The sequence below is a fragment of the Turneriella parva DSM 21527 genome (assembly GCF_000266885.1).
Classification (GTDB): Bacteria; Spirochaetota; Leptospiria; order Turneriellales; family Turneriellaceae; genus Turneriella; species Turneriella parva.
Genome location: NC_018020.1, coordinates 4,030,837 through 4,052,034, shown reverse-complemented (window position 1 = coordinate 4,052,034; position 21,198 = coordinate 4,030,837). Strand labels below are relative to the sequence as shown.

Here is a 21,198-nt window from a genome sequence, read left to right as displayed (position 1 = left end):
ACTCACCCCGCAAATTGTTTATTTGACGCGTTAAGTCTGAGGGTCGTTTAGCCGCATGGCTGATCAGCCGCTTTCCACCATGCCCATATTTCGCCGCGCCGAGCTCGCCGTTGCGGGTGTCGCGGTCGTTCTGCTCATCGCCTGCTCGCTGACCGTGATCTTGCTGCGGCTTTTCAGCGCAACTTCGTGGTCGGTATCGCTCGTCGACTCGCTGTCACAGTATCCCTCGCATCTGATGCTCGTCGCTGCGCTGCTTGGCGGCTCGATTGCCCTCTCGCGCGGTGAGGCGCTTAAAATTGAAGTGCTGAACGGCCTGTTCGCGCCCGCGACACGCGAAAAAATTACCCGTTACGTCGCGGCCATCGGTCTCGTTTTTTATCTGGGCTTTCTCGCGCTCATCGGCAGGCACCTCACGGTCGACTATAACCCACTCGTGGCATTCATTTACCTGCCGCTTTTTCTCATCATCGGCCTTAAGCTCGTGTGGATTGCCCTCGGCAAGAAAACATGAGACCTGGTTTCAGTTTCTCCATGAAAATGTTTCGGTCTTTGGCTCCACTCATTTCTCTGGTTCTTTCGTGTTCAGCTGCGACGGCCGCGCCGCTTGCTAAACCCGCTTCGGGATTTGCCGTCGAGCATGACTTTCGCGTGCGCGATGCAGGTCTTTCGCGCAGTGGTCGCGCTGACACATCCGGCTTTGCGGCAGATACTTACGTCACGGCGACCGCCGCCTATGGCAGCCGGCTACTCATCGGCACGTCTAACCGTGGGGTGCTCGAATCTGCCGATGGCGGCAAGAACTGGGTACAGCAAAGTGTGCAGAAAGTACCCATGGCGCTTGATGCGGCGAACCAGCGACGCGTGTATGCCTTTGATAACCGTGCACAATTCTTAACGCACAAGCACGAAGTGCTGCTGCGAACTGACGCGGCCACACCCGCCTGGCAACTCGTGAAGATCAATCTCAGACGGGCGGTTATTTTCACGGCGATTCACCGCGGCAAAGCGAACCTCTATCTCGGCACTTCTGTGAATGGGCTCGAAATTGCGCCTCTGACCGAAGCGGCCGTCACTGTGGCGCTGCAGGGCAAGAAGCCGCTGGCGCTCAAATTTGCAAGTTCGAATGCCGGGTTACCCGGTCGCCCACACGACAAGTCGCATTTTCTTTACGAAGAGATTCAGGCGATCTATGAAACGCCGGCAGGTGACCTGCTTGTCGCAACCGGGCCAAGACCGGCGCTCTACCGGCGCAGGCCGGGTGAAAAGCGTTTTCAGAAGATCAACGTCGAAAAGCTTGATGAAAACTTCGACGAATGTACTTCGCTCAGTGCAGTTTCAGAAGACAATGCCGTTCTCTCATGCCGCAGGGGTATCTGGTCGGGCTCGCTCCTGAATCCGCAATGGAGCTTTTCGCCGCACACAGCGATCGTCTCTGATGTGGCTTCTTATGGCGCTTATGCCTTCGTTGCGGGCGACGGCAACCTCGTGACCTACCGCGCGCACCGCTCGTTTCTCACGTCTGAAAAAAAAGCGCGTATGCAGAATGCAGCGAACCAGCGCCTGCTCTACACCTCGGGTTTTAACTGGAACAAGCGGCAGGCTGCTGTCATCAAAGAATTGCAGACCGATTTCTGGACAGGTCTCGTCATCGACGTCAAAGACGACAACGGCATCTTGCGCTACGATTCTGAAGTGCCCGTCGCCAAAGCGATCGGGGCAGTGCGGCCCCTGTATAAACTTACCGACGTCGTGCAGAAAGTACACGCGGTCGGCAAGCGCGTCGTCGTGCGCCTCGTCATCTTTAAAGACCCGAAACTCTTTGAGCGTGAAGGTTATGCGATACGCGATGCCGGCGGCGGCAAGTGGATTGGCGTACCCGGCGAAAGGTGGATAGACCCCTATAACCCAAATCTGCTTAGCGAATATTACGTGCCGCTCGTCAAAGAACTCACAGAACGCGGGGTCGATGAGATTCAGCTCGACTATATTCGCTTTCCTTCTGACGGTGCCGTGGGACGCTGCCGTTATTCGCACAAAACCACCGACTACTATGCATCTGAAGCGCTCGAAAACTTTCTGGTCGGGGTGCGCGGCGCGACGCATCTGCCAATCGGTGCGGATATCTATGGTTACAATGGCATGTACCGCGTACCGGGCGCGATCGGGCAAGACCTCGAAGTTTATGGACGGGTGCTCGACGTGATTTCGCCGATGCACTACAGTTCGCATTTCGGTGATGAATACATGCGCGAATATCCGCAGGGCGAACGGGCTTACCGGTTATTGTTGCTTGCCTTATCGCGCGGCGTCTATTATGCCCAGGGTGAATTTGTCATGCGCCCCTGGATTCAGGCGTTTCCCATGAAGAACTCGCTCTGGGGCTATGGCAAGAAGTATTTCGCCGACCAGATCAAAGGCAGCGCCGATGGCGGGGGCGACGGCTTCATGTTCTGGGGCAAGTTTGAACATATGCAGCTCGTGCGGCAGACACAGAAAGAATAATGTATTCAGCACCCAAAGCGACCTGGGCGGTACTTCGCCTGCTTTACATGCAGATAGCGCTGTGCGTGGCGATCATTCTGGAATCGGCGCTCTTGCAGAAAAGCGGCATCGCAGCCACTTTCGCGCTGAGCTTTAACGGCGTATTTGAACAGGGTTTTGTCTGGCAGATATTGACTGCGACCCTAGTGCACACAAACCCGCTGCAGCTGCTTTTTAACTGCCTCACCCTCTGGATGTTCGGTTCAGAGCTCGAGCAGCGCTGGGGCCGAAGCGGCTTCTTGCGCTTCTACCTTATCTGTGCACTCGGCGCGACCCTTTCGTTTCTCGCGCTCAGCGCTGCATTTCCCGCGATGCGCGGCGATGTATTTTTCTCGGCTGCAGGCGTGAATCTTGGGTTACTCATCGCTTACGCAATTTACTGGCCTGAACGCCAGGTGTGGTTCTTCTTTTTGTTTCCCGTGCGCATGAAATTTGTGGCGCTGATCACCGGTGTCATCGCGCTTTCGTATGCCGTTTCTTCGGCGCCCTTCGTGCTCTCGGCTGCGGGGCATTTAGGGGGGCTGCTCGCGGCAGGTACCTTGCTGCTCTTAACGGGGGGCGAGCCTTCGCGACTCGGCAAGGTCTTCGACAGCCTCGCGGCACGGTTTAGGCCCAAGACAGTGCACATTCAGGGCTCGGGCGATGCCGCCGCCGGCAAGACTGGTGAGCCTGCCATTCACGAAGCGCGCATCGACGCAATTCTCGACAAGATTTCGCGCGATGGCATGAAAAGCCTCACCAATGCCGAAAAGAAATTTCTACGCGATGCTTCAGACCGCATGAACCGCACGCGGCACTGAGCGCGTGTTCAGGCCACTCCAGATACCAACGACTATTCGGGAAATGATATGAATTCCTGGCGATGATTTTCATCGTGAAATTTGCGATCGTAGGTCGGGTTTTGTTTCAGCTGGTCTTCGATGGCACGCTTCAAACCAGAGAACTTGATCACTTCGAAGTCGGTTTTCGGCTGGTATTGCGCGAGCTTTTGAAACAGCGACTGCATTTCAGTACGGTTGAAAGGTTCAGAAAACAGCTTTTGCAAGAATGAAAAAATCGCCAGCGGCGATTCGGCCCCGTCAGCCAGAATTTCATACGCCAGTGCAGCGCTGCGTTTGGCATCACGCTTAAGCGCATAGAGTTCCATCAGCAGTTTCTTATCGTACGCCGTGTTGCCTTGCTTGAGCGCGATAATACTGTTGAGAGTTTCGATCTGCCGGTCGACAAGACCCCGTGCGGCTGCAAGGGAAGAGAGCTCGCGCAGAAATGTCGCGTCGTCTTTATAGAACCGGTAAACTTCTTCGTAGAGCTGCTGCGCCTCTGCCATCATGTCTTTGCGTTTAACCGCCCGGGCAAGGCTCAGAAGTTTTGCTGCATCGTCGGCTGTGATATTCTGCAGCAGGCGCGGGTCTGTCTGCATGAACTGCGAAAGGTTACGCACCGCCCTCAATTGTGACTTGTCGGCAAGGTAGAGCTCACAGGTCGGCAGAAATTGCATCAGCTTTTGCAGCGCGATGAGCGCCTGCGATTCACCATAAATGCCGAGGCTCTGCTCGTCAAAAATGTACGAATTCGGCCTTTGTTTCACATAGCAGGCATATCCGAGCCGCAGAACTATCGTGGCCGGGTTCAGATCGAGAGTGTAAATATTCTGCCCCTGCCAGACCGAATCGCCGAGCAGCTCATCGGGCAGCATATTCGTATAGATTGCCTGCCCGGTGCTTTTCTGCACACCGAGTATCGTCATCAGAAGGCCAGTGTCGGGCAGCTGCGGCTGTTTCAGGCGCAGCGACTGGGGTTTAAAAAAATCGCGGGTGACCGAATTGGAATATTTCCACTGCACCGAGAGCATCCACGCTGCTGCCGCAACCGCGAAAAGCGCAGTAATCGTCTTGCGCCATGCCTTTGCCACATAGATTGTGATACCGGTGAGTACGAGAATGACGAGCAGACCCGATAGAATTTGCAGCCATTCTGTCGCGATGTAGTAGGCGATGAACGCCGCACCCAGCGCGGCGCCCGCGAGCAGCTTTTCACGGCGCAGATAAACTTCATGCGCTTTTGCGAAGTAGAGGCTTTCCCAGATCGCGAGAGACGTGTACGCGATAGCTCCCCAAAAATTATAGTGAATGAGGTTAAAGATCGCCGCGAGGCCCGTGAATATCAGGGGTAGAAAGAGCAGCCCACTCTGTATGTGGGGTCTCACGGTGCCGAGCAGTCGAATCAGTTGCGGCACCGATATGCCCGCCAGAGTGATCGCGAGAACGAGCGGCAGGTTGGGGCGGTTCTGGCCGAGCGTCGCATGAAACGCCTGCGCCAGAAACAAATAGCGCAAGAAGTCGATGAGCTGCCTGAGGTTCAGAAGCCGTTCGTGCTGAATCTCCCATCCGCGTGCGACCTGCAGGCGCGAAATCAGTATCGCACAGCCTGCAACTGCCGGGGCGAGCCACGGTGCTTCAGCGACTTTGGGCGCGAGCAGAGCTGCAGCGGCGCCCGCCAGCACGAAAATTTTGGCGGGCTGAAAAACGAGCAGGTGGCGCGAGAGTTCATACCACAATACGATCGCGAGAATGCTGAGCGGCACCGGCAAGAGCAGGTACGCAGCTTCATTGCCGATTTCTCTGAATGCAAATACAAAACCTGTGCCTGTCGCAACGACGATCAGTAGCGTAATCAGATAAGAGCGAACCCGGTTCTTTGTCTGGGCGTAAAGCGCGGTAGCGGTGAATGCGATGATGAACAGTACCAAAGCAAACTGCGACAAGGCGAAATAGGTGCGGTAGAACGGGAAAAACGTATCGAGCAACCAGCGCAGCGTGTGTATGAAGGCAAAGCCCCAAAACAAGGCCGCAAGCCTGAATGTGGTTTCACGGCGATCGATCTTGAACGCGCGACCTGCCATGCGCCGGTCAGCGGTCAGTCGCGAGGTTGAAGCGGGTGACGCCCGATTTGTTGAGCTCGTCCATCACTGAAATGATCATCTGGTACGACGAACGTTTATCGCCGCGGATAATGACCTGATCTTTTTCTTTGTCTTTGATCAGGTCGTTCACTGTTTTGCCGAGTTCTTTGAGCGGCACATTCTTGTCGTTCACGAAAATCTGGTTATCCTGATTGATGAGCACGATCAGGGGCTGCGTTTCTGCCGCTTGCGATGAGTCAGATTTGGGCAGCTCGATCTTGATCGCCGGGTTGTTGGCGAGCGTCGCGTTCATGAGAAAGTAGGTGACGAGCAAAAACAGAATATCGACAAAGGGGGCGAGCTCAATACCCGTTCTGAGACTCAGCCGCGTGCGCGAGCGTACCATGCTAGTTGAGTTCTTTGACCGCGCGCTCGACGAGCATTTCGCATTCGTCCATCAGCTGGTTGGTGCGTTTGACATAGTAGTTGAACATCACCAGCGCAGGTATTGCGATCATAAGACCCAGCGTCGTGGTAATCAGCGCTTCGTGAATACCGATGGTCAGTTGGTCTGCCCTTTGTGCCGCACGCGCAAAGGCGCTGAATGCCTTGATCATACCTGTGACCGTGCCCAACAGGCCGAGCATGGGGGCGAGGGTGGTCGTCGTGCCCAGAAAAGAGGTGAATCGCTCGAGGCCTGCCTGTTCTTCAAAAATAACTTCGCGCGCGAAGCTTAACAGGTCGGGGTGAATCTGGCGACCTTCGATGACGCGCGCAACCGCCCGGTAGCCGGGATGCAGCTTACCGCTGCAGAATTCCAGTGCTGCATCGTACTTTTTCGCGGTGATGAGGCGAATGAGTTCTCGGCCTTGTTCGGGGTCGAGTGTGATATTCGCCCGAAAAAGAATGTAGCCGCGTTCGAGCGCGACAGTCACGGTCAGAATCGATATCAGAATGAGTATCACTGACACGAGCGAGCTGGGCAGAGAGCCGATACCCTGCGCCAGATACGTGTTGAAATTGGTCATGCTTGCAGACTCGATTTCGAAAATGGCCTGTCAAAGTAATTTGTGGGCTGAAGTTCACCCTTATTAAATAGGCTTTGCGTGACATTTCGCGGCGCAAATCTGCCGAGCGATGGAACCCGTTTCTTACCTCAAAATATTCTGTCTTGCCGTTAATGCGCTGGCGCTCGCGGCCTTTGTCTACCTCTCATGGCAATTGCACCGCAAAAAACCCAAAGATCTGGCATGGCGGGGTTTGGTGAAACTGGTGTCACTCGGTGGCATCGCCGCAAATTTTAACAAGACTTACAGCGCATGGTTCGCCGCATTTGTCGTATTCTATCTCGTGACCTGCGTTACCGTATCGGTTTACGTCTGGGCCACCGATCATTCGTTTCTTGTGGTGCTGTTTCCGCTGCTGTTCTATTATTTCTTCGCACGCTACCTGCTGTGGGAAAAGCAAGACCTCGCCGACTGACGCGTGCGGCTCTTTACCACGCTTGCCGAGGTTGATTCGACCAATCGCTGGCTGATCGAGCGTATTACCCACCTTGACCCGTGGCACACCGTCAGGGCGAAGGTGCAGACCGCAGGCCGTGGCAGACTCACGCGTAGCTGGTTTTCAGGTAGTGCAGATACAAATCTCGCGTTTTCGATGATTGTGCCCGTGGCAAAAGTTGATCCGGGGGCGATCTCGGCGGGTGTTGGCCTGGCGCTGCAGAACGCTCTGTCATTCTACGCGCAGGTTAACCTGCGCTGGCCGAACGATATCGTGGCGCAGGGTAAAAAACTCGCGGGCGTGCTCATCTCGCAGAACTCTGAAGATCCTCATCGCGTCGTTGTCGGTATTGGCGTCAATGTCAATAGTGAGGATTTTCCCCGCGAGATCGCCGGCACGGCTAACTCGCTCGCGCTCGCGGCGGGCCACCCGTTGAGGGTGCAAAAACTCTGGTTGCAGCTCTGGAAAGCGGTGCGCACGGCATTTTCTGGTGGCGTGCCGAATCTCGATGCCGATTTTATCGCGCGCTACAACAGCGTCGCGTGGCCCTTTATTAAACGCAGCGAAATATCAGAAGAGCTGTTGCAGTTTCAGACTTTGCTGCCCGACGGTCGGGCGCTGTGTCTGTCGCCCGAAGGGCCGGTGGCGCTCGACATGGCGCCTTAGCCTGGGTGACCAGGCGTGAACTCGCGGGCGCAATTTTTCTCTGAAATTTTTGGCGCGAATCGACGCAAATTCCCCCGCGAATCGGGGCCGATTCGCTCTGCAAGTGGCGAAGCCGCCAGAATTTGCGCCGATTTTTCGCTCTTGAGCGAAAGTGCGCCAAAAATTTCAGAGAAAAATCGCTCTATTTCCGGCTTGGCGAGTTCCCGCCTGGTCACCGGGCTACCAGCGGTTGATATCGCACGAGGCAGCCGCATAGCGGGTTTTCAGGTGCACAAAGCAGCCACAGAGTTTACAGTTTGAACCAAGCGCCAGGTATTCGCAGCTTTTGCAGACCGCCATACGTTCTTCGCGCACCGCGTCGGTGGCATACTCGCCGCGCAAGGTGTCGACTGCAGCGTTGAGCAAAGTATACTTTTCACGCGCCGCGCAGTCGCCGCAGGTTGTATTGGGTTTGGCCCTTAAGAGCCGGGTCACCATATTCAGCATTTCAGCCTCGGGTGAATTCGAGAAAGAACTGCGATGGCAAGAAGGTCAGGTCGCGTTTCAGGCGAAAACCCGCTTTTTTGAATTCCCGTTTCACAGTATTCTTATCGACCAGATTCGCCGGAACCTCGCCCGATTCTTCGTCGGCCTTTTCGAGTTTTGAAAAATCGATAATGACAATGCGTCCCTTACGCTTGAGGCTCTGCGAGAGCGTCTTGAAGTAGGCAACCCGGTTCTCGATGTGCTGGTACGTGTTGCAAAAGAAGATGAGGTCATAGTAATCTTTCTGTAAAACCGGGTTGCGTGACTGTATCAGCTCGGCGCGATAGTTCTGTTTCATTTCGCGCGTCGCTGCATCGCGCTGCATGTAGTCGACCATCGCCGGGTTGATATCAAAGCCGATCGACTGCCCTTTGGGTGCGACTTTCTCAGCAATGCGGCGGGCAAAATAGCCCGTACCCGCACCGATATCTGCCACGACGTCGCCATTTTTGAGCTTGAGCTCTTCGATGACCTTTTCTGGCATTTGCCAGCTTTGCCGGTCGGGCGATTCGAGAATCGCAGCGATACGTTCGGCTTCGAGTGCGGCTTTGTCGGGCGTCGGCGTGGTCTCAGCCGGTTTCTGGCAATTGACGCACAAGAGCATTGTAAGCAGACCGAGGGTGGGCAGGTATGCGCGCATGTTTTCACCGACTCCACATAAATCGTTGCCGCGATGTCATTCAGATTTTTATTTTCGCGGGTAAGCTCTCTATGGCATCAGGCACCAAAGCAATCTATTACGCGCTCGCAGCCAACACCGGCATTGCGGTCACAAAAACAGCCGCGGCGATAGTGACTGCCTCGACCTCGATGACCGCCGAGGCGATTCACTCGTTTGCCGACTGCGGCAACCAGATTCTGCTGCTCATCGGCATGAAAAAGGCGCAGGCCCCGGCGAGTGAGCTGCACCCCCTCGGCTATGGTAAAGTTTCGTATTTTTGGTCGTTTATGGTTGCGCTGCTGCTTTTTTCAGTCGGCGGCGTCTTCTCGGCGTACGAGGGCATTCACAAACTTGCGGCGCCGCAGCCGCTGCAATACCCCTGGGTCGCGATTGCAGTTTTGTCGGTCGGCGTCGTGCTCGAAACGATGTCGCTTTTCGGGGCGCTCAAAGAGATCAGGCCTTCGCGGGCAAACCGCTCGCTCTACCGCTGGTTTCGCGAAACCCGCCAGAGTGAGCTTATGGTCGTCATCGGCGAAGATATTGCAGCACTTTTGGGTCTTGTCATTGCTTTGGTCTTCGTGTTACTCGCGTACCTGACGCAGAAACCCATTTTCGACGCGATCGGCAGCATTGTGATTGGTTTCTTGCTCATCTTTATCGCCGTGCTGATTACGCTCGAGATCAAGAGCCTCATCATCGGCGAGAGCGCCGATGACGATTTTAAATCCGCCTTTCGCCTGTTTATTGCTACGAGGTACCCTCAGCTTGAAATTCTGAACCTGATCACGCAGCACCACGGGCACGACATTGTGCTCGCGCTCAAGGTGCGCTTTCGTAAATGGCCGGCTTCGGCAGAAAAACTGGTCGCAGAAATAAATGCGGTAGAGAAGGCGATTCGCCTCGAATTTGCCGCGGTGCGTTTCATCTTTTTCGAACCCGATATTTCGACAAAAGAGAAACAGGGTGCGGTGAGGCCGCGGCGGCGCAGATAATGCCCAAACCATTTCGCACCACAGTGAAACAGCCCGGCGTCTACGAAGGTGTCGGCCTGCATTCGGGTGAAATCACCCGCCTGACTTTTCTGCCTGCCGACTGCGGCGAAGGCATTGTCTTTTTCAGGCATGGCGGTAGCCGCGACGACCGTTCGGCAGTGCGCGCATCGCTTGAAAATGTGATCGATACCTCGCTCGCCGTCACGCTCGGCGGTGACACGCCGGGGCAAATGCAGCTGCAGACTGTAGAGCATCTGCTCTATGCTTTGTTCGTGCTCGGCATTACCGATGTCGCGATCGAAGTCGAAGGTGGCACTGAGATACCGATCGCCGATGGCAGTGCCGGGCCGTTTATTCGCTGTCTGCAGGCACTCGAACTTCACCACTATGCAGAAAAAGTGCAGCCTCTCGTGGTGACGCGGCCGGTTTCGGTGACCGATGGTGAAAGGTATTTGGTGGCGATGCCTGCCCCGGCATTTCAGGTTTCGTATTACATTGACTATCCGCACCCGCTGTTAAAAAATCAGGCAGTGCAACTGGCATACGACGACGTAACCTTCGTCGAGACGATTGGTTTTGCCCGTACCTTTGGCTTTATGAAAGACGTCGAGTATCTGCGGTCGCGCGGCCTCGCGCAGGGCGGCAGCGCAGACAACGCGGTAATCTATATGCCCGACGGCACGACGATGAACGAATTTCGCTTCGCGCGCGAATCGGTGTACCATAAGATTCTCGACCTCATCGGCGACCTCGCTCTCATCGGCAGACCCATTCAAGGGCATGTGCTCGGCGCGCGCGGCGGCCACGCGCTGGATGTCGCCTTCGGCAAGAAGCTCGTACAGGCCTTCGGCTGAGTAACCTTTTGAAGGCGCACTGAAAGAGTCATGCGCGGCCCAGCCGCGTAGGACTCTTTCAGGATTTTTCCAATATCTACTTTACGAGGCCGGGCAGGGCACGACCTCACCGCATGGCAGATACAGCAATCGCGGCGGGCAAAATACCACCGGGCCCGAAAATCACCCCGCTTGATCTCGCCGCCGAATTGCTCAAGGGCGACCCGCAGATCGTGCGCGACCCCTACGCATACTTTTCGGGCCTGCATGAAAAATATGGCGATCTCGTTTACTCAGATTTTGGTGTCGGCAGTTTTTACATCACCGACAATCTTGCGCTGATTCGCAAGATCTTCGTCAGCGAACCGCGTAACTATGCAAAGGCAGATGCCTATCTTGAGGCGGCGCATTTTCTCGGCAACGGCATTCTCAACAGCGAAGGCGACTTCTGGCAGGCGCAGCGCGCGATGGTGCAACCCGCTTTTACGAAGTCGCGTCTGAATGCGTTTATGGCGACGATGCTCGAAACGGGGCGGCATGCAGCTCAGCATCTTCAGGGTCAGGCGGATGTCTCAGGGCTCGCGATGCATATTGCACTGGAGAATATCTGCCGCTTTCTGTTTGGTTCAGATTTTGCCGCAAATGAAAAAACGATTCGTGCGGCCGTCGAGTTCGGTAACAACTTCATTAGCCGCCGCATACAAATGCCGTTCAAATTGCCGATTTATTTTCCAAGCCTGAGCAATTTGAGATTCTTCTGGCACCGCTTTGAGCTCGACCAGATATTGTACCGTATCATCGATGAGCGCCTCGCATCGCCGCAGCGCGAAAACCGCGATCTGCTCGGTATGCTGCTCGCAGCCGAGAAAGAAAGCCAGGGTGGCAAGGTGCGCAAAGAACAGGTGCGCGACGAGATCATCACTCTCTTGATTGCCGGCCACGAAACGACGGGGTTTACGCTCGCGATGGCGCTGTGGCTGCTCGCCGCCGATGCCGGTCTGCAGCAGCGGCTGCGCGATGAGGCAGACGCGGCGACGGCGGGTGGCCAGGTTGACTTCGAAAAATGCCCTTTGAGTGAGGCAGTGGTCAACGAAACGCTGCGCCTTTACCCTGCCGCCTGGATTATCGGGCGCCGGCTAAAGGCAGACGAGGTGTTTGAAGGTTACCTGCTCAAGAAAGGTGCGCAGCTGCAGACGGGCATCATTGCTCTGCACCGCAACCCCCGGTATTGGTCAGAGCCCGATAGGTTTAAACCCGAACGCTTTTTGGGTGAAAATGCCGAGCCTTCGGTCAAACAGGCCTTCATGCCTTTCGGAGCAGGCCCCCGCAAATGCATCGGTAGCGTGTTTGCGATGCTCGAAATGCAGACGGCGATCTATACCCTCTTGCAAAAATACCGCCTGTCTCGTGTCGCAGGTTACGAGCCAAAAATAGAATACCTTTTCACCGCGCGCCTGAAAGAGGCGCTACCTGTTGTCTTCGAACCGATAGCCTGAGTCATAACATGCTGGCAGCCACGACCAACCCTACGATCAGCCATTTCGCCCAGCGGCTCGGCATGAACTTCTGGCAAAGTCTCACCCGCCGAGGCATACTCGGCTGGAGCCTCGCGCTGGTCTTCATCAGTTTCTACGCGATTCTTTATTGGTCGTATGACATGGACGCGTATGTCTACGCGCGGCAGCAGCAAAACGTTCTCGCCCCGCTCGCAAAAAAACTCGATGCCGCACGCTCGGGCAACCTCGCGGCCCGGCACGGAATCGAAAGCCAGATTGCGCACGTTATGGCAAGTGTCGCGCTGAAGGGCGAAGGGCAGAACGCGTACCATGCATACCTCTTGCCCGAGAACCGCGTTTTTGTCGACCGCCTGCGCAACCTCAAAACGCAACCGGTCTCTGCAGTCATCGAAGGCTGGGCGGCACACCTGAACCCGCTCTCGCAGCTGATACGCCGCAGCGATGCCGACCGCTGGTTCTTGTATGGATTTATCTACACCGCGCTCGTCGTGCTCATGGGCATTCGCTTCTACCGCCGCTGGCGCCATGACAAGTACCAAAAAATGCGCACGCTGTCGGTGATGGCGGTGCAGACAGTACTTTCATTTTTATTGCCCTCGCTTCTCATCTACTTTAATTCGAAGGAGTTCTATTTCAGCTACTTCTGGCCGCTGAAGCTCGACTATTTTCTGCCGTCGACCTTTAGCGATTATCCCCGTGCGATGGCGCTGTGGGCTGTTATGATGTCATTTGTGGCAGTGCCTGTGCTGACCTATTTATTCGGAAAACGCTGGTACTGCTCATGGGTGTGCGGCTGCGGAGCGCTTGCGAACACGATGGGCGACCCTTTCAGGCAGCTCAGCGACAAATCAGAGCGGGCATGGGCGGTAGAGCGCGTGACTGTCTATTCGGTGCTCGCGCTCACGGTTGTTTTGACTGCGCTCATCTTCATCAACGAATTTCGGGGTGTCGACGATGAGTTCGGCCAATGGGTGTTTTCGATGAAACGCTGGTACGGCTTCTTTATCAGCGCAGGTTTCGCGGGCGTTATCGGCACGGGTTTTTATCCGCTGATGGGCACGCGTGTCTGGTGCCGGTTTGGGTGCCCGCAGGCAGCGATACTCGGTATTTTGCAGGTATTCTTTTCGAAATTCAGAATTACCACGAACGGCGGGCAATGCATCGCCTGCGGCAGCTGCTCTGCGAACTGTGAAATGGGTATCGATGTGCGAAGTTATGCGATGGCCGGCGAAGACATCAAACGTGCTTCGTGCGTCGGTTGTGGTCTGTGTATGTCGGTGTGCCCGCGCGGGGTGTTGCGCCTGGGAAATAGTTGAAGAAAACGTAGAGCGAAAAAATCTGCGTAAAGCTCGTCGCAGCGAGCGCAATCTCGACGCCCAGGTTTGAGCGTGTGCGATCGAAGAGCAACACAAGATTGACGAGTGCAAACGCTGCGGCAGCGATCACGACCATCGGCCCCGTGCGGTGTCGCAGCCGCGTGATCAGCAGCACGGTGACCATAATCTGCAGCAGAAGCAAGACAAGACCCAGAGCAAAGGGCGAAGTGCCTGCCTCAAAGCTGAAATCCAGACCTGCATAGGTGAGAATCGTTGTGATCAGCAAAATGGTGTAAAGGGCTATCGGTAAAAGCTCGCGGCGACGGTCGGCCAAAACCGATTCGTCAGAGATCCTCATTTGCCAGAGCCAGGTTGCAATCAGCGAAAAAATATGCGTTACAACAGCGTGCACCCAGGCAAGACTGAGGCTCATCGCATCACTCGGCATGCGGTCTGCCGCCAGCATAATATGGCGGATAAGCGGTAAGAAGCTCAAGAGGTGGGGCAGGTGCATCAGCAGCGGTACGCGCCGCCCGGTGCTGAGTGAAATAAAGAAAGCGACGCCGAGCCACTGCAAATAGGTCACAGCAAGATAGAGCACCGGCAGCGATTCTCTGAGTGCCTGGGCGGCTGTGAACTTCTGCGTGATGACAACATGCACGGCAAAAAACGCGAGCTGCAACGGGCCCGCTGCCAACAACAGCGTGATGAAACTAATGCGCCGCACTACCTTTTAATATCGTGCGTCCGTAGGTCTTTGTGTAGGCGAAAATACCGCCCGCAAACACGAACATCAGCGGGGGTATCGTCCATTCGCGGTAAGGCCAGCTAAAAAGATAAAATAAACCCGAAAGCGATATCATGCCGACGCCGAACTTGCCCCAATAGTTGGGTTTACCCAAGACATTGCGCTTGATGAGCAGGTAGCCGCCGCCGATGGTGCCAACGATTTCGCGCACCGCAACCACAATCGTCACCCAAAGGGGAAAGTCGCGGTAGTACACGAGCAATGACAAGCCTGACAGAATGACGATCTTATCGGCGATTGGGTCGAGGTACTGCCCGAGCGGGGTTTCTTGCCCGAGTTTACGCGCAAGGTAGCCGTCGAGAAAATCGGTGAGCGTCATAAAAAATAGCGTCAACCCCGTATACAGCCTGATGCGTTCAATGCCGTGCGGATGTGCCAGAATATACCACAGCGCGGGAATACCGAGCACGCGTGAAAGCGACAGTAGGTTTGAGATGGTCAGAATGCGGTAGGTGAAGAGTTCCCTGACCGTCATGCGCAGGGCCCTCCGTGGCCGCGCCTGACCGCGGCACCTCGTGTGCCTTCGGTCACCTCGCTCATTTTATCGCGATTGTGTTATCGCGACCGGGGCCGACTGAAACCCAGGCAATCGGAACTCCACAATATTTTGCGAGTGCGTCAATGTAACGGCGTGCATTCTTGGGCAGGTTCTTGAGCTTCGTGATATGCGAAGTGGGTTCTTGCCAACCCGGAAACTCTTCGTAGATCACCTTGATATCGCTGACCCTGCAAGAGGGAAAATAATCAATGCGCTTGCCGTCGAGCTCGTAGCCTGTCGCGACCTTGATTGTCTTGAATTCATCGAGCACGTCGATTTTCGTCAGCGCGAGCGCCGAAAGGCCGTTGATGCGCGCTGCGTGGCGAACGACTTCAACGTCGAACCAGCCGCAGCGCCGCGGTCTGCCGGTAACGCTGCCGAACTCGTGGCCGGCCTTTCGCAGCAGATCGCCCTCTTCACCGAGAATTTCAGTCGGGTAAGGGCCTTCGCCGACGCGGGTTGAGTATGCCTTCACGATGCCGATAACACTCTTCAGATAACGAAACGACACGCCGCTGCCGCTCAGCGCGCCACCGGTCGTGGGGTTTGAACTCGTGACATAGGGGTAAGTGCCGAAGTCGAGGTCGAGCATCGTACCCTGCGCGCCTTCGAGCAGCACACGTTTGCCCGATGCCAGTTCCATATTGAGATAATAAGGACAGTTGACTACCATGTCGCGCAGCTTCTCGCGCAGCGCCAGAAGTTTCTCGCGCATCTCGCCGAGGTCCATCGCGGGGGCCTCGTACATGCGTGTCAGCAGTTTGTTCTTTTGTTCGACGAGGCGGGGTAGTGTCGAATCGAAGAAGCTGTCGCTGTAGAGCATGCCGATGCGAATGCCCTGACGGTTGACCTTGTCAGAATAACAGGCACCGATGCCTCGCTTGGTGGTGCCGATCTTGTGTTCGCCCGATGCCTCTTCGCTGCGCACGTCGATTTCTTTGTGGTAGGGCATTAAGAGGTGCGCGTTGTCTGCGATGCGCAGCCTGCCTGCCGGGTTCACCCCTTTGGCTTCGAGCTCGGCGATCTCTTGAAACATCGCATCGGGGTCGATGACCATGCCGCCGCCGAGCACGCAGATCGTACGCGGGTATAGAATGCCGCTTGGTATCAGGCGAAATATATACTTGTCTTCGCCCACCTTGACGGTGTGGCCCGCATTGGCGCCACCCTGGTAGCGCACGACGATGTCGGTTTCTTTCGAAAGATAGTCGATGACTTTGGCCTTGCCCTCGTCACCCCATTGCGTACCGACGATCAGTGTTGCTGGCATCTAGACCTTGTTCTCGCCCTCGGCCGCAGCAGCAGCTGAGGCTTTTTCGGCTTTTTCAAACTGGTAAAACGAAATGGCGAGCAGACTTGCGCCCACGCAGATAAACGCGTCGGCGATATTAAACACGAACCAGCGAAACGAACCGAACCGCAGATCGATAAAGTCGACAACGCCGGGAATGCTGCCATAAAAACGGTCGGTAAAATTGCCGAGCGCGCCTCCCAGAATCGCGGCGATCGCCAATGAAAATACCTTCGAGTTTTCAGGGCTGCGGTAATAGTAATAAAGCAAAAAGAGGATTGCGAAACCCGTCAGAATCTGGAACACCCAGGCATAACCCTGCGCGAGGCCGAAAACGCCGCCTCGGTTATAGGTGAGGGTAAAGTGCAGAAAGTTACCCAATATCTGCTCGCTTTCACCTTCTGTGGTGAAACGTTTCAGAATCCACAGTTTTGAAAACAGGTCAGAGACGTAGACCGGAACAAGCACGGCAAAAAATGCGGGGGTAAATTTGGTGCGCCAACTTGACATCGAGGCAGCTTTGGCCCCCGAAACATCGCTACAAGCCTAAATGAAATCTCAGAGTTTCCTGAATGAGGAAACTGCCGTGGCCATGAATACCCGGGGTATTCTTACGAATGCTCTGCCGTACGAATTGTCTCAAACTCAGCGAAGTTGCTGAGTAACAGGTCAACCAGACGCGGGTCAAAAGAACTTTCGCGTTTTTCATGAAAGAATTCGATCACCTTTTCAACTGGCCACGGCTCTTTATAGACGCGGCGTTCAGTCAGCGCGTCGTAGACGTCGACGATACCCACGATGCGCGCCTCGAGCGGGCAGGCTTCACCCTGCAGTCGATGCGGGTAGCCGTTGCCATCCCACCTTTCGTGGTGGTGCAATGCAATCACATGCGCCAATTTCAAGAGCGGGTCTTTCGCCGCTTCGAGAATTTTGCCGCCGAGCACCGGATGCGTCTTCATAATTTCAAACTCTTCGGGGGTGAGTGGCCCCGGTTTTTTCAGAATCGCATCGGGTATCGCGAGTTTGCCGATGTCATGCAGGCCGGCTGCTTCACCGATGAGATCTGCATGTGTGTCGCTGCAACCTGCGAGACGCGCGAGGTGACGGCTGAGCTTCTGTATTCTGCGTATATGCGAGCCGGTTTCGATGTGGTGCAGATCGCTCGTCATCACGAATAGCCGGGCATATTCCTTGACCGTATCTAAATCTTGCGTGCGTCCAGGGTTTTGCAGTTTACGCACAGCGGCCGCGAGCTGTGATTTTAGTTCGGGCAGGCGAAAGGGCTTCTGCACGTACCCTAGCGCGCCCCCTTCAATCGCCGCATCGATAATCTTCTCATGCGACATGCCACTCACCATAATGACGCCCGCCTGCGGATAGCGGCCGGTGATTTCATGCAGCAGGTCGAAGCCATCGCCTTCTGGCATGTCGATATCACTCAGCACCACGCGGTTGGGGTCGACCGCCATCAGTGCGAGCGCCTGTCTGCCGCTCGCCGCCTCAACGACGGTGTAGCCCCAGGCTTCAATTGTCTGGCGCAGAGACCGCCGCACTGCGAGATCGTCGTCTGCGATCAGCACCGATACGTTTTGGGCCGCCGTTTTATCGGCCGTCGCCGCGGTAGCGGGGTAACCGTTCCACTGCAACGCGGGGCCGGCGGTTATCGGTGTATCAGGGCTCATTTGCATGGTGAAGATGTAACATAATACGGCAGAGATTGCAATTGGCAAGCGTACAGTTGTGAGTATGTAGTATTACGTATGCACCGCATCATGAGGTGTTTGCGCCGACCAGAGTGCATCTCATAGGTATGTCTACTGAGCCAAGCGTGTAGCCATCACAATTGACTTTACCCCCATGTATGATGTATAACCTGTCCCTCGGAGCAAACGTGAACTTTTTCAGAAAGAAAAGCAACGCCTTCATCACCCTTGAAGCGCCCGATTTTGGCGCTGACACACACAAGTTGTGGAGCGACCTCATGTACACGCTTGAAGGGCAAGAAGTCAGGCATGTCACGGTGCGCCTTTACGATACCGGCGACCTGACGCTGCGCGTTGTTTCGGTGATTGTCTCGCTCGGCCTGAAGCTGCGGGGCGAATCTGTCGAGTTCGACCTGGAAGCGTCGCCGAAAATTATCGCGATGATGCGGCGTTTGAATTTTAGCTCCGCCTTTTCACGCCTTCACGAGGTACAATAGTGCAGATTGACCTCAAAGAAGTTAAAGAATCTTTTCTCGTGACCACTCGCGAGCTCTTGCAGCGTTCAGAAGCGCTGCTGCTTGAGATGGAGCGCTCAACAGACGCCGAACATTTTGTCGAACTATTGCGCGCGATACACACGATTAAGGGCAATTCGGGCATCTTTGAGCTCGATCCCGTTATCAAAATCTGCCACGCGTTCGAGACATTTCTCGAGGCACTGAAAGAAAAGGGCAAATCGCTCAGTACCGAATCGATTGATATTGGCCTTACCGTCATCGACCGTATGCGCGCGCTCGTCGCCGAGATGGACCACGCGGAGAAACTCGCGGGCATCGGCATTCAAGACGTGCTCGATGCACTCGCGGGCAAGAGCCACCAGAGCCTTAACGCAGAGAAAAAAGCCGCCCCTGCAGAACCTGCATCGGGTTTTGACCGCTTGCGCGCCGCGACGCAAAAATTGCGCCTGCCAGAGAAATATCTGGAAATCGCCAAACGTGACGGGCATAATCTGGTGTTTATTGTGGTCGATTTTGGTGACCAGGGCGAGACAATGCTCTCTGACCTCTACCAGAAATTTCAGGCACTGCACAAGGCCGGCACACTGCTGTCATTGGGAGTGCTGCGCAAAGAGACGATCACCAATCAGCCCAAGGGCCCTTTTTTGCCATACTTCATTATTCTGAGCACCGCGTCGAGCGCCGAGCAAATCGGTACTGAACTAGGGCTCAAAGTGCTGCTGCACCACTACTTTTGGCAGCCACCGAAGGCCGAAGCGAAAGCCTCGGCGCCGGTCAGCCGTGACGCGCACAAAGAAGGTCATGCGCATGTGCGCGAAACCCACCTGAAGGTACATCTCGATCTACTGAATACCTTGATCGACATCACGGGCGAGATCGTGCTGACCCGAAATGCGCTCGTGCGCAAGGTCGATCACCATGCCGACCAGGGGCTGCAGGCATTTGCAAAAAAACTAAGTTATCTGGTTACCGACCTGCAAGACAAGGTGATGAAGACGCGCCTGCAGGTGCTCGACGTCTTGTTTCACCGCTTTCCGCGGCTGATACGTGAGACCGCGCAGCAGACCGGCAAGAAGGCAGAACTGCGGCTCGAAGGCGGCGATATCGAAATTGATAAGGCGATCATCGATGAGATCGCCGACCCGCTGATGCACATTCTGCGCAATGCCGTAGACCACGGCCTCGAGACTCCCGAAGAAAGGTTACGGTTGCAGAAGAATGAGGCCGGTACGGTGCTCGTTCAGGCGCAGACGCGAGAGGGCAACATAGTGATTCGGGTCGCCGATGATGGTAAAGGTCTCGATATCGACCACATTCGCAGCGTTGCGGTATCAAAAGGATTAATCACGCGCGAGAGTGCGGACACCGCCAGCGAGGCAGACGTCGCCGAATATCTGTTTTTGCCCGGCTTCAGCACCAAGGGCGAAGTCACGACAATATCGGGCCGCGGCGTCGGTATGGATGTCGTGCGCACCAACATCAGCAAGCTGGGTGGCACTGTCGACATAACCGGCGAAGCGGGTAAAGGCACCGTCGTGACGATGGTGATACCGCAGACGCTTTCCATTCTCACCTGCCTCACGGTCGAAGTCGATGATTTCCGTTTTGTTATACCCCAGCAGAATATCGCCGAGGTTGTCACAATCGACGAAACGAAGCTGCGCAACATACAGAACAAAATGGCTTACGAACTGAGGCAGCGCCTGTTGCCTTTGGTTGAAACCGACGAATTACTCGAGATGCCCGCCAAAGAACGCCGCATGGCCTACATCGTCGTCGTGCGAACCGAAAAATACTATTTTGGCCTGCGTGTGCAGAAAATTCTCGAGACCGAAGAAGTGGTGGTGAAGACGCTGCCGCAGTTCGGGCAAGACCGGCAGGTTTTTTCGGGCGCTGCAATCATGGGCGACGGCCGCATCGCGCCGATTATCGACGCAGCTTTGGTCGGCAGGCATTCAAACCTGCACTCGACAGCTGCCGACGAACAGATTTCGCGCGCCACAAAACAGATCGCCGAGGCCACAGTGCAGTACCTGCTCTTTAAGCTTTATGGCCGCAGTATTGCCTTTCGCGTTATGGCATTGCCGCGCATCGAATCGGTCGACCCGAAAGATATCGAAACGATCGTCGATCGCCAGGTCGTGCACTACCGCAATGAGATAATTCCGATTCTGCCGATGGGCTTTCTGAAACCCGAAAACTTTGAAGCCGTGCCGCAGCGCAATATGATTCTGCTGCAGTCAGAAGGCAGACGTTACGGATTGCTCGCCGATACGATTCTGGACATCGTCGAAGACAAGGTCACTCTCAGGCGTGAGGCCAATGACCGGGCTGAGATTGAAGGTTATGCCATAATTAAAGATGAGACTGTCATCGTGCTGAGCCTCACTGCGCTGATGCAGAATTCGCTCGCAGCCACGGCGGTAAACCCATGACAAATACTGTGACCGAATACCTGCGGTGGACTTCGGGCGCTTACCTGTTTGGGCTCGAGCTTGCGCATTGCCGCGAAATTGTCAACGACGTGCAGCTGACCCGCCTGCCTCGGTCACCCGCGTTTGTGCGCGGCCTTGCCAATCTGCGCGGCACGGTGATCACGGTCATCGATCTTGAAGTCTTGCTCGGTTACCGCAAAGAAGCTGCCTTCACCGAGTTCTGCAACATTATTCGTCTGCGCGTGCAGGGTTACCCGATCGCCGTGGTTGCCGATGCGATCAACGACACGGCGTTTCTGGGCGCAGACGAACTCGAAAGGCCGCCTGCCAACCTGACAGAATCAGAAAGCAATTTTATCCGCAAAGTAGCGAAAACCAAAGATGGATTGGTTCTCGTGCCAGATCTTCATTCCATTGCATCGAGAATCAACTGAGCCCAAGGAGTTCAA

General features: G+C 55.4%; 22 protein-coding genes. 12 read left to right on the top strand and 10 right to left on the bottom strand.

Annotated elements, in window-relative coordinates:
- Positions 1-55: 55 nt before the first annotated feature.
- From TURPA_RS19530 to TURPA_RS19520, 3 genes are read left to right on the top strand one after another with little or no spacing between them, the layout of a single operon-like run.
- A complete protein-coding gene (locus tag TURPA_RS19530; RefSeq protein WP_014804994.1) occupies positions 56-511 on the top strand; it encodes a hypothetical protein in 456 nt (151 codons plus the stop codon).
- Between the two features lie 20 nt (positions 512-531).
- Complete coding sequence (locus tag TURPA_RS19525; protein WP_041948721.1) at positions 532-2,502, top strand: putative glycoside hydrolase; 1,971 nt, start codon at positions 532-534, stop codon at positions 2,500-2,502.
- Entirely contained in the window at positions 2,502-3,341 is an 840-nt protein-coding gene (locus TURPA_RS19520) for a rhomboid family intramembrane serine protease (RefSeq protein ID WP_014804992.1), read from the top strand. Before TURPA_RS19525 ends, TURPA_RS19520 begins: the two co-directional genes overlap by 1 nt.
- A gap of 32 nt (positions 3,342-3,373) precedes the next feature.
- On the opposite strand, the gene TURPA_RS19515 is transcribed toward TURPA_RS19520, so the two are convergent.
- From TURPA_RS19515 to TURPA_RS22345, 3 genes are read right to left on the bottom strand one after another with little or no spacing between them, the layout of a single operon-like run.
- On the bottom strand, positions 3,374-5,443 hold the full coding sequence (locus TURPA_RS19515; RefSeq protein WP_014804991.1) for a hypothetical protein: 2,070 nt from the start codon (positions 5,441-5,443) through the stop codon (positions 3,374-3,376).
- A gap of 7 nt (positions 5,444-5,450) precedes the next feature.
- Positions 5,451-5,849: an ExbD/TolR family protein gene (locus TURPA_RS19510; protein WP_014804990.1), complete on the bottom strand. Its 399-nt coding sequence runs from the start codon at positions 5,847-5,849 to the stop codon at positions 5,451-5,453.
- A 1-nt stretch (position 5,850) separates the two neighbouring features.
- Positions 5,851-6,471, bottom strand: coding sequence for a MotA/TolQ/ExbB proton channel family protein (locus TURPA_RS22345; RefSeq protein WP_014804989.1), 621 nt, complete (start codon positions 6,469-6,471; stop codon positions 5,851-5,853).
- Between the two features lie 109 nt (positions 6,472-6,580).
- Here TURPA_RS22345 and TURPA_RS19500 point away from each other — a divergent pair, with 109 nt between their 5' ends.
- Positions 6,581-6,925, top strand: a complete 345-nt coding sequence (locus TURPA_RS19500) for a hypothetical protein (protein ID WP_014804988.1) — start codon at positions 6,581-6,583, stop codon at positions 6,923-6,925.
- 3 nt (positions 6,926-6,928) lie between these two features.
- A complete protein-coding gene (locus TURPA_RS22340; RefSeq protein ID WP_014804987.1) occupies positions 6,929-7,612 on the top strand; it encodes a biotin--[acetyl-CoA-carboxylase] ligase in 684 nt (227 codons plus the stop codon).
- 219 nt (positions 7,613-7,831) lie between these two features.
- Here the strand turns inward: TURPA_RS22340 and TURPA_RS19485 are convergent, their stop codons facing one another.
- Entirely contained in the window at positions 7,832-8,098 is a 267-nt protein-coding gene (locus tag TURPA_RS19485; RefSeq protein ID WP_014804986.1) for a DUF6171 family protein, read from the bottom strand.
- 1 nt (position 8,099) lies between these two features.
- Entirely contained in the window at positions 8,100-8,777 is a 678-nt protein-coding gene (locus tag TURPA_RS19480) for a class I SAM-dependent methyltransferase (RefSeq protein WP_014804985.1), read from the bottom strand.
- A 71-nt stretch (positions 8,778-8,848) separates the two neighbouring features.
- On the opposite strand from TURPA_RS19480, the gene TURPA_RS19475 reads away from it, so the two are divergent.
- From TURPA_RS19475 to TURPA_RS19460, 4 genes are all read left to right on the top strand, one after another.
- Positions 8,849-9,790, top strand: a complete 942-nt coding sequence (locus TURPA_RS19475; RefSeq protein ID WP_014804984.1) for a cation diffusion facilitator family transporter — start codon at positions 8,849-8,851, stop codon at positions 9,788-9,790.
- On the top strand, positions 9,790-10,644 hold the full coding sequence (lpxC, locus tag TURPA_RS19470) for a UDP-3-O-acyl-N-acetylglucosamine deacetylase (RefSeq protein ID WP_014804983.1): 855 nt from the start codon (positions 9,790-9,792) through the stop codon (positions 10,642-10,644). Before TURPA_RS19475 ends, lpxC begins: the two co-directional genes overlap by 1 nt.
- A gap of 113 nt (positions 10,645-10,757) precedes the next feature.
- The gene (locus TURPA_RS19465; RefSeq protein WP_014804982.1) at positions 10,758-12,119 is read left to right on the top strand and encodes a cytochrome P450; all 1,362 of its coding nucleotides are present in this window, start codon (positions 10,758-10,760) and stop codon (positions 12,117-12,119) included.
- Between the two features lie 8 nt (positions 12,120-12,127).
- Positions 12,128-13,456 (top strand): 4Fe-4S binding protein, encoded by a 1,329-nt coding sequence (locus TURPA_RS19460; RefSeq protein WP_014804981.1) that lies wholly within the window; start codon positions 12,128-12,130, stop codon positions 13,454-13,456.
- On the opposite strand, the gene TURPA_RS19455 is transcribed toward TURPA_RS19460, so the two are convergent.
- The 5 genes from TURPA_RS19455 to TURPA_RS19435 all read right to left on the bottom strand — a co-directional run bounded on the left by TURPA_RS19455 (position 13,377) and on the right by TURPA_RS19435 (position 17,775).
- A complete protein-coding gene (locus TURPA_RS19455; RefSeq protein WP_014804980.1) occupies positions 13,377-14,183 on the bottom strand; it encodes a hypothetical protein in 807 nt (268 codons plus the stop codon). The two genes, TURPA_RS19460 and TURPA_RS19455, sit on opposite strands and share 80 nt — an antisense overlap.
- Positions 14,170-14,739, bottom strand: a complete 570-nt coding sequence (locus tag TURPA_RS19450; protein WP_014804979.1) for a CDP-alcohol phosphatidyltransferase family protein — start codon at positions 14,737-14,739, stop codon at positions 14,170-14,172. Before TURPA_RS19450 ends, TURPA_RS19455 begins: the two co-directional genes overlap by 14 nt.
- A gap of 61 nt (positions 14,740-14,800) precedes the next feature.
- A complete protein-coding gene (locus TURPA_RS19445; RefSeq protein ID WP_014804978.1) occupies positions 14,801-16,072 on the bottom strand; it encodes an adenylosuccinate synthase in 1,272 nt (423 codons plus the stop codon).
- On the bottom strand, positions 16,073-16,603 hold the full coding sequence (gene lspA / locus TURPA_RS19440) for a signal peptidase II (protein ID WP_014804977.1): 531 nt from the start codon (positions 16,601-16,603) through the stop codon (positions 16,073-16,075). It abuts the gene before it with no gap.
- Between the two features lie 101 nt (positions 16,604-16,704).
- Entirely contained in the window at positions 16,705-17,775 is a 1,071-nt protein-coding gene (locus tag TURPA_RS19435) for an HD-GYP domain-containing protein (protein ID WP_014804976.1), read from the bottom strand.
- Between the two features lie 209 nt (positions 17,776-17,984).
- Here TURPA_RS19435 and TURPA_RS19430 point away from each other — a divergent pair, with 209 nt between their 5' ends.
- Genes TURPA_RS19430 through TURPA_RS19420 form a run of 3 tightly spaced genes read left to right on the top strand, consistent with a single transcriptional unit; the run spans position 17,985 to position 21,183 of the window.
- A complete protein-coding gene (locus TURPA_RS19430; protein ID WP_157210600.1) occupies positions 17,985-18,293 on the top strand; it encodes a hypothetical protein in 309 nt (102 codons plus the stop codon).
- Positions 18,293-20,749: a chemotaxis protein CheW gene (locus TURPA_RS19425; RefSeq protein WP_014804974.1), complete on the top strand. Its 2,457-nt coding sequence runs from the start codon at positions 18,293-18,295 to the stop codon at positions 20,747-20,749. Before TURPA_RS19430 ends, TURPA_RS19425 begins: the two co-directional genes overlap by 1 nt.
- A complete protein-coding gene (locus tag TURPA_RS19420) occupies positions 20,746-21,183 on the top strand; it encodes a chemotaxis protein CheW (protein ID WP_014804973.1) in 438 nt (145 codons plus the stop codon). Before TURPA_RS19425 ends, TURPA_RS19420 begins: the two co-directional genes overlap by 4 nt.
- The last annotated feature ends 15 nt before the right edge of the window (positions 21,184-21,198 follow it).

Bases quoted from the DNA above. Each gene is read 5' to 3' on its own strand.
- TURPA_RS19475 (WP_014804984.1), top strand. From the start codon at position 8,849: ATGGCATCAGGCACCAAAGCAATCTATTACGCGCTCGCAGCCAACACC.
- TURPA_RS19460 (WP_014804981.1), top strand. From the start codon at position 12,128: ATGCTGGCAGCCACGACCAACCCTACGATCAGCCATTTCGCCCAGCGG.
- TURPA_RS19450 (WP_014804979.1), bottom strand. From the start codon at position 14,739: ATGACGGTCAGGGAACTCTTCACCTACCGCATTCTGACCATCTCAAAC.
- TURPA_RS19510 (WP_014804990.1), bottom strand. From the start codon at position 5,849: ATGGTACGCTCGCGCACGCGGCTGAGTCTCAGAACGGGTATTGAGCTC.
- TURPA_RS19480 (WP_014804985.1), bottom strand. From the start codon at position 8,777: ATGCGCGCATACCTGCCCACCCTCGGTCTGCTTACAATGCTCTTGTGC.
- TURPA_RS19520 (WP_014804992.1), top strand. From the start codon at position 2,502: ATGTATTCAGCACCCAAAGCGACCTGGGCGGTACTTCGCCTGCTTTAC.
- TURPA_RS19445 (WP_014804978.1), bottom strand. From the start codon at position 16,072: ATGCCAGCAACACTGATCGTCGGTACGCAATGGGGTGACGAGGGCAAG.
- lspA (WP_014804977.1), bottom strand. From the start codon at position 16,603: ATGTCAAGTTGGCGCACCAAATTTACCCCCGCATTTTTTGCCGTGCTT.
- TURPA_RS19435 (WP_014804976.1), bottom strand. From the start codon at position 17,775: ATGAGCCCTGATACACCGATAACCGCCGGCCCCGCGTTGCAGTGGAAC.
- TURPA_RS19525 (WP_041948721.1), top strand. From the start codon at position 532: ATGAAAATGTTTCGGTCTTTGGCTCCACTCATTTCTCTGGTTCTTTCG.
- TURPA_RS19515 (WP_014804991.1), bottom strand. From the start codon at position 5,443: ATGGCAGGTCGCGCGTTCAAGATCGATCGCCGTGAAACCACATTCAGG.
- TURPA_RS19485 (WP_014804986.1), bottom strand. From the start codon at position 8,098: ATGCTGAATATGGTGACCCGGCTCTTAAGGGCCAAACCCAATACAACC.
- TURPA_RS19420 (WP_014804973.1), top strand. From the start codon at position 20,746: ATGACAAATACTGTGACCGAATACCTGCGGTGGACTTCGGGCGCTTAC.
- TURPA_RS19530 (WP_014804994.1), top strand. From the start codon at position 56: ATGGCTGATCAGCCGCTTTCCACCATGCCCATATTTCGCCGCGCCGAG.
- TURPA_RS22345 (WP_014804989.1), bottom strand. From the start codon at position 6,471: ATGACCAATTTCAACACGTATCTGGCGCAGGGTATCGGCTCTCTGCCC.
- lpxC (WP_014804983.1), top strand. From the start codon at position 9,790: ATGCCCAAACCATTTCGCACCACAGTGAAACAGCCCGGCGTCTACGAA.
- TURPA_RS19465 (WP_014804982.1), top strand. From the start codon at position 10,758: ATGGCAGATACAGCAATCGCGGCGGGCAAAATACCACCGGGCCCGAAA.
- TURPA_RS19500 (WP_014804988.1), top strand. From the start codon at position 6,581: ATGGAACCCGTTTCTTACCTCAAAATATTCTGTCTTGCCGTTAATGCG.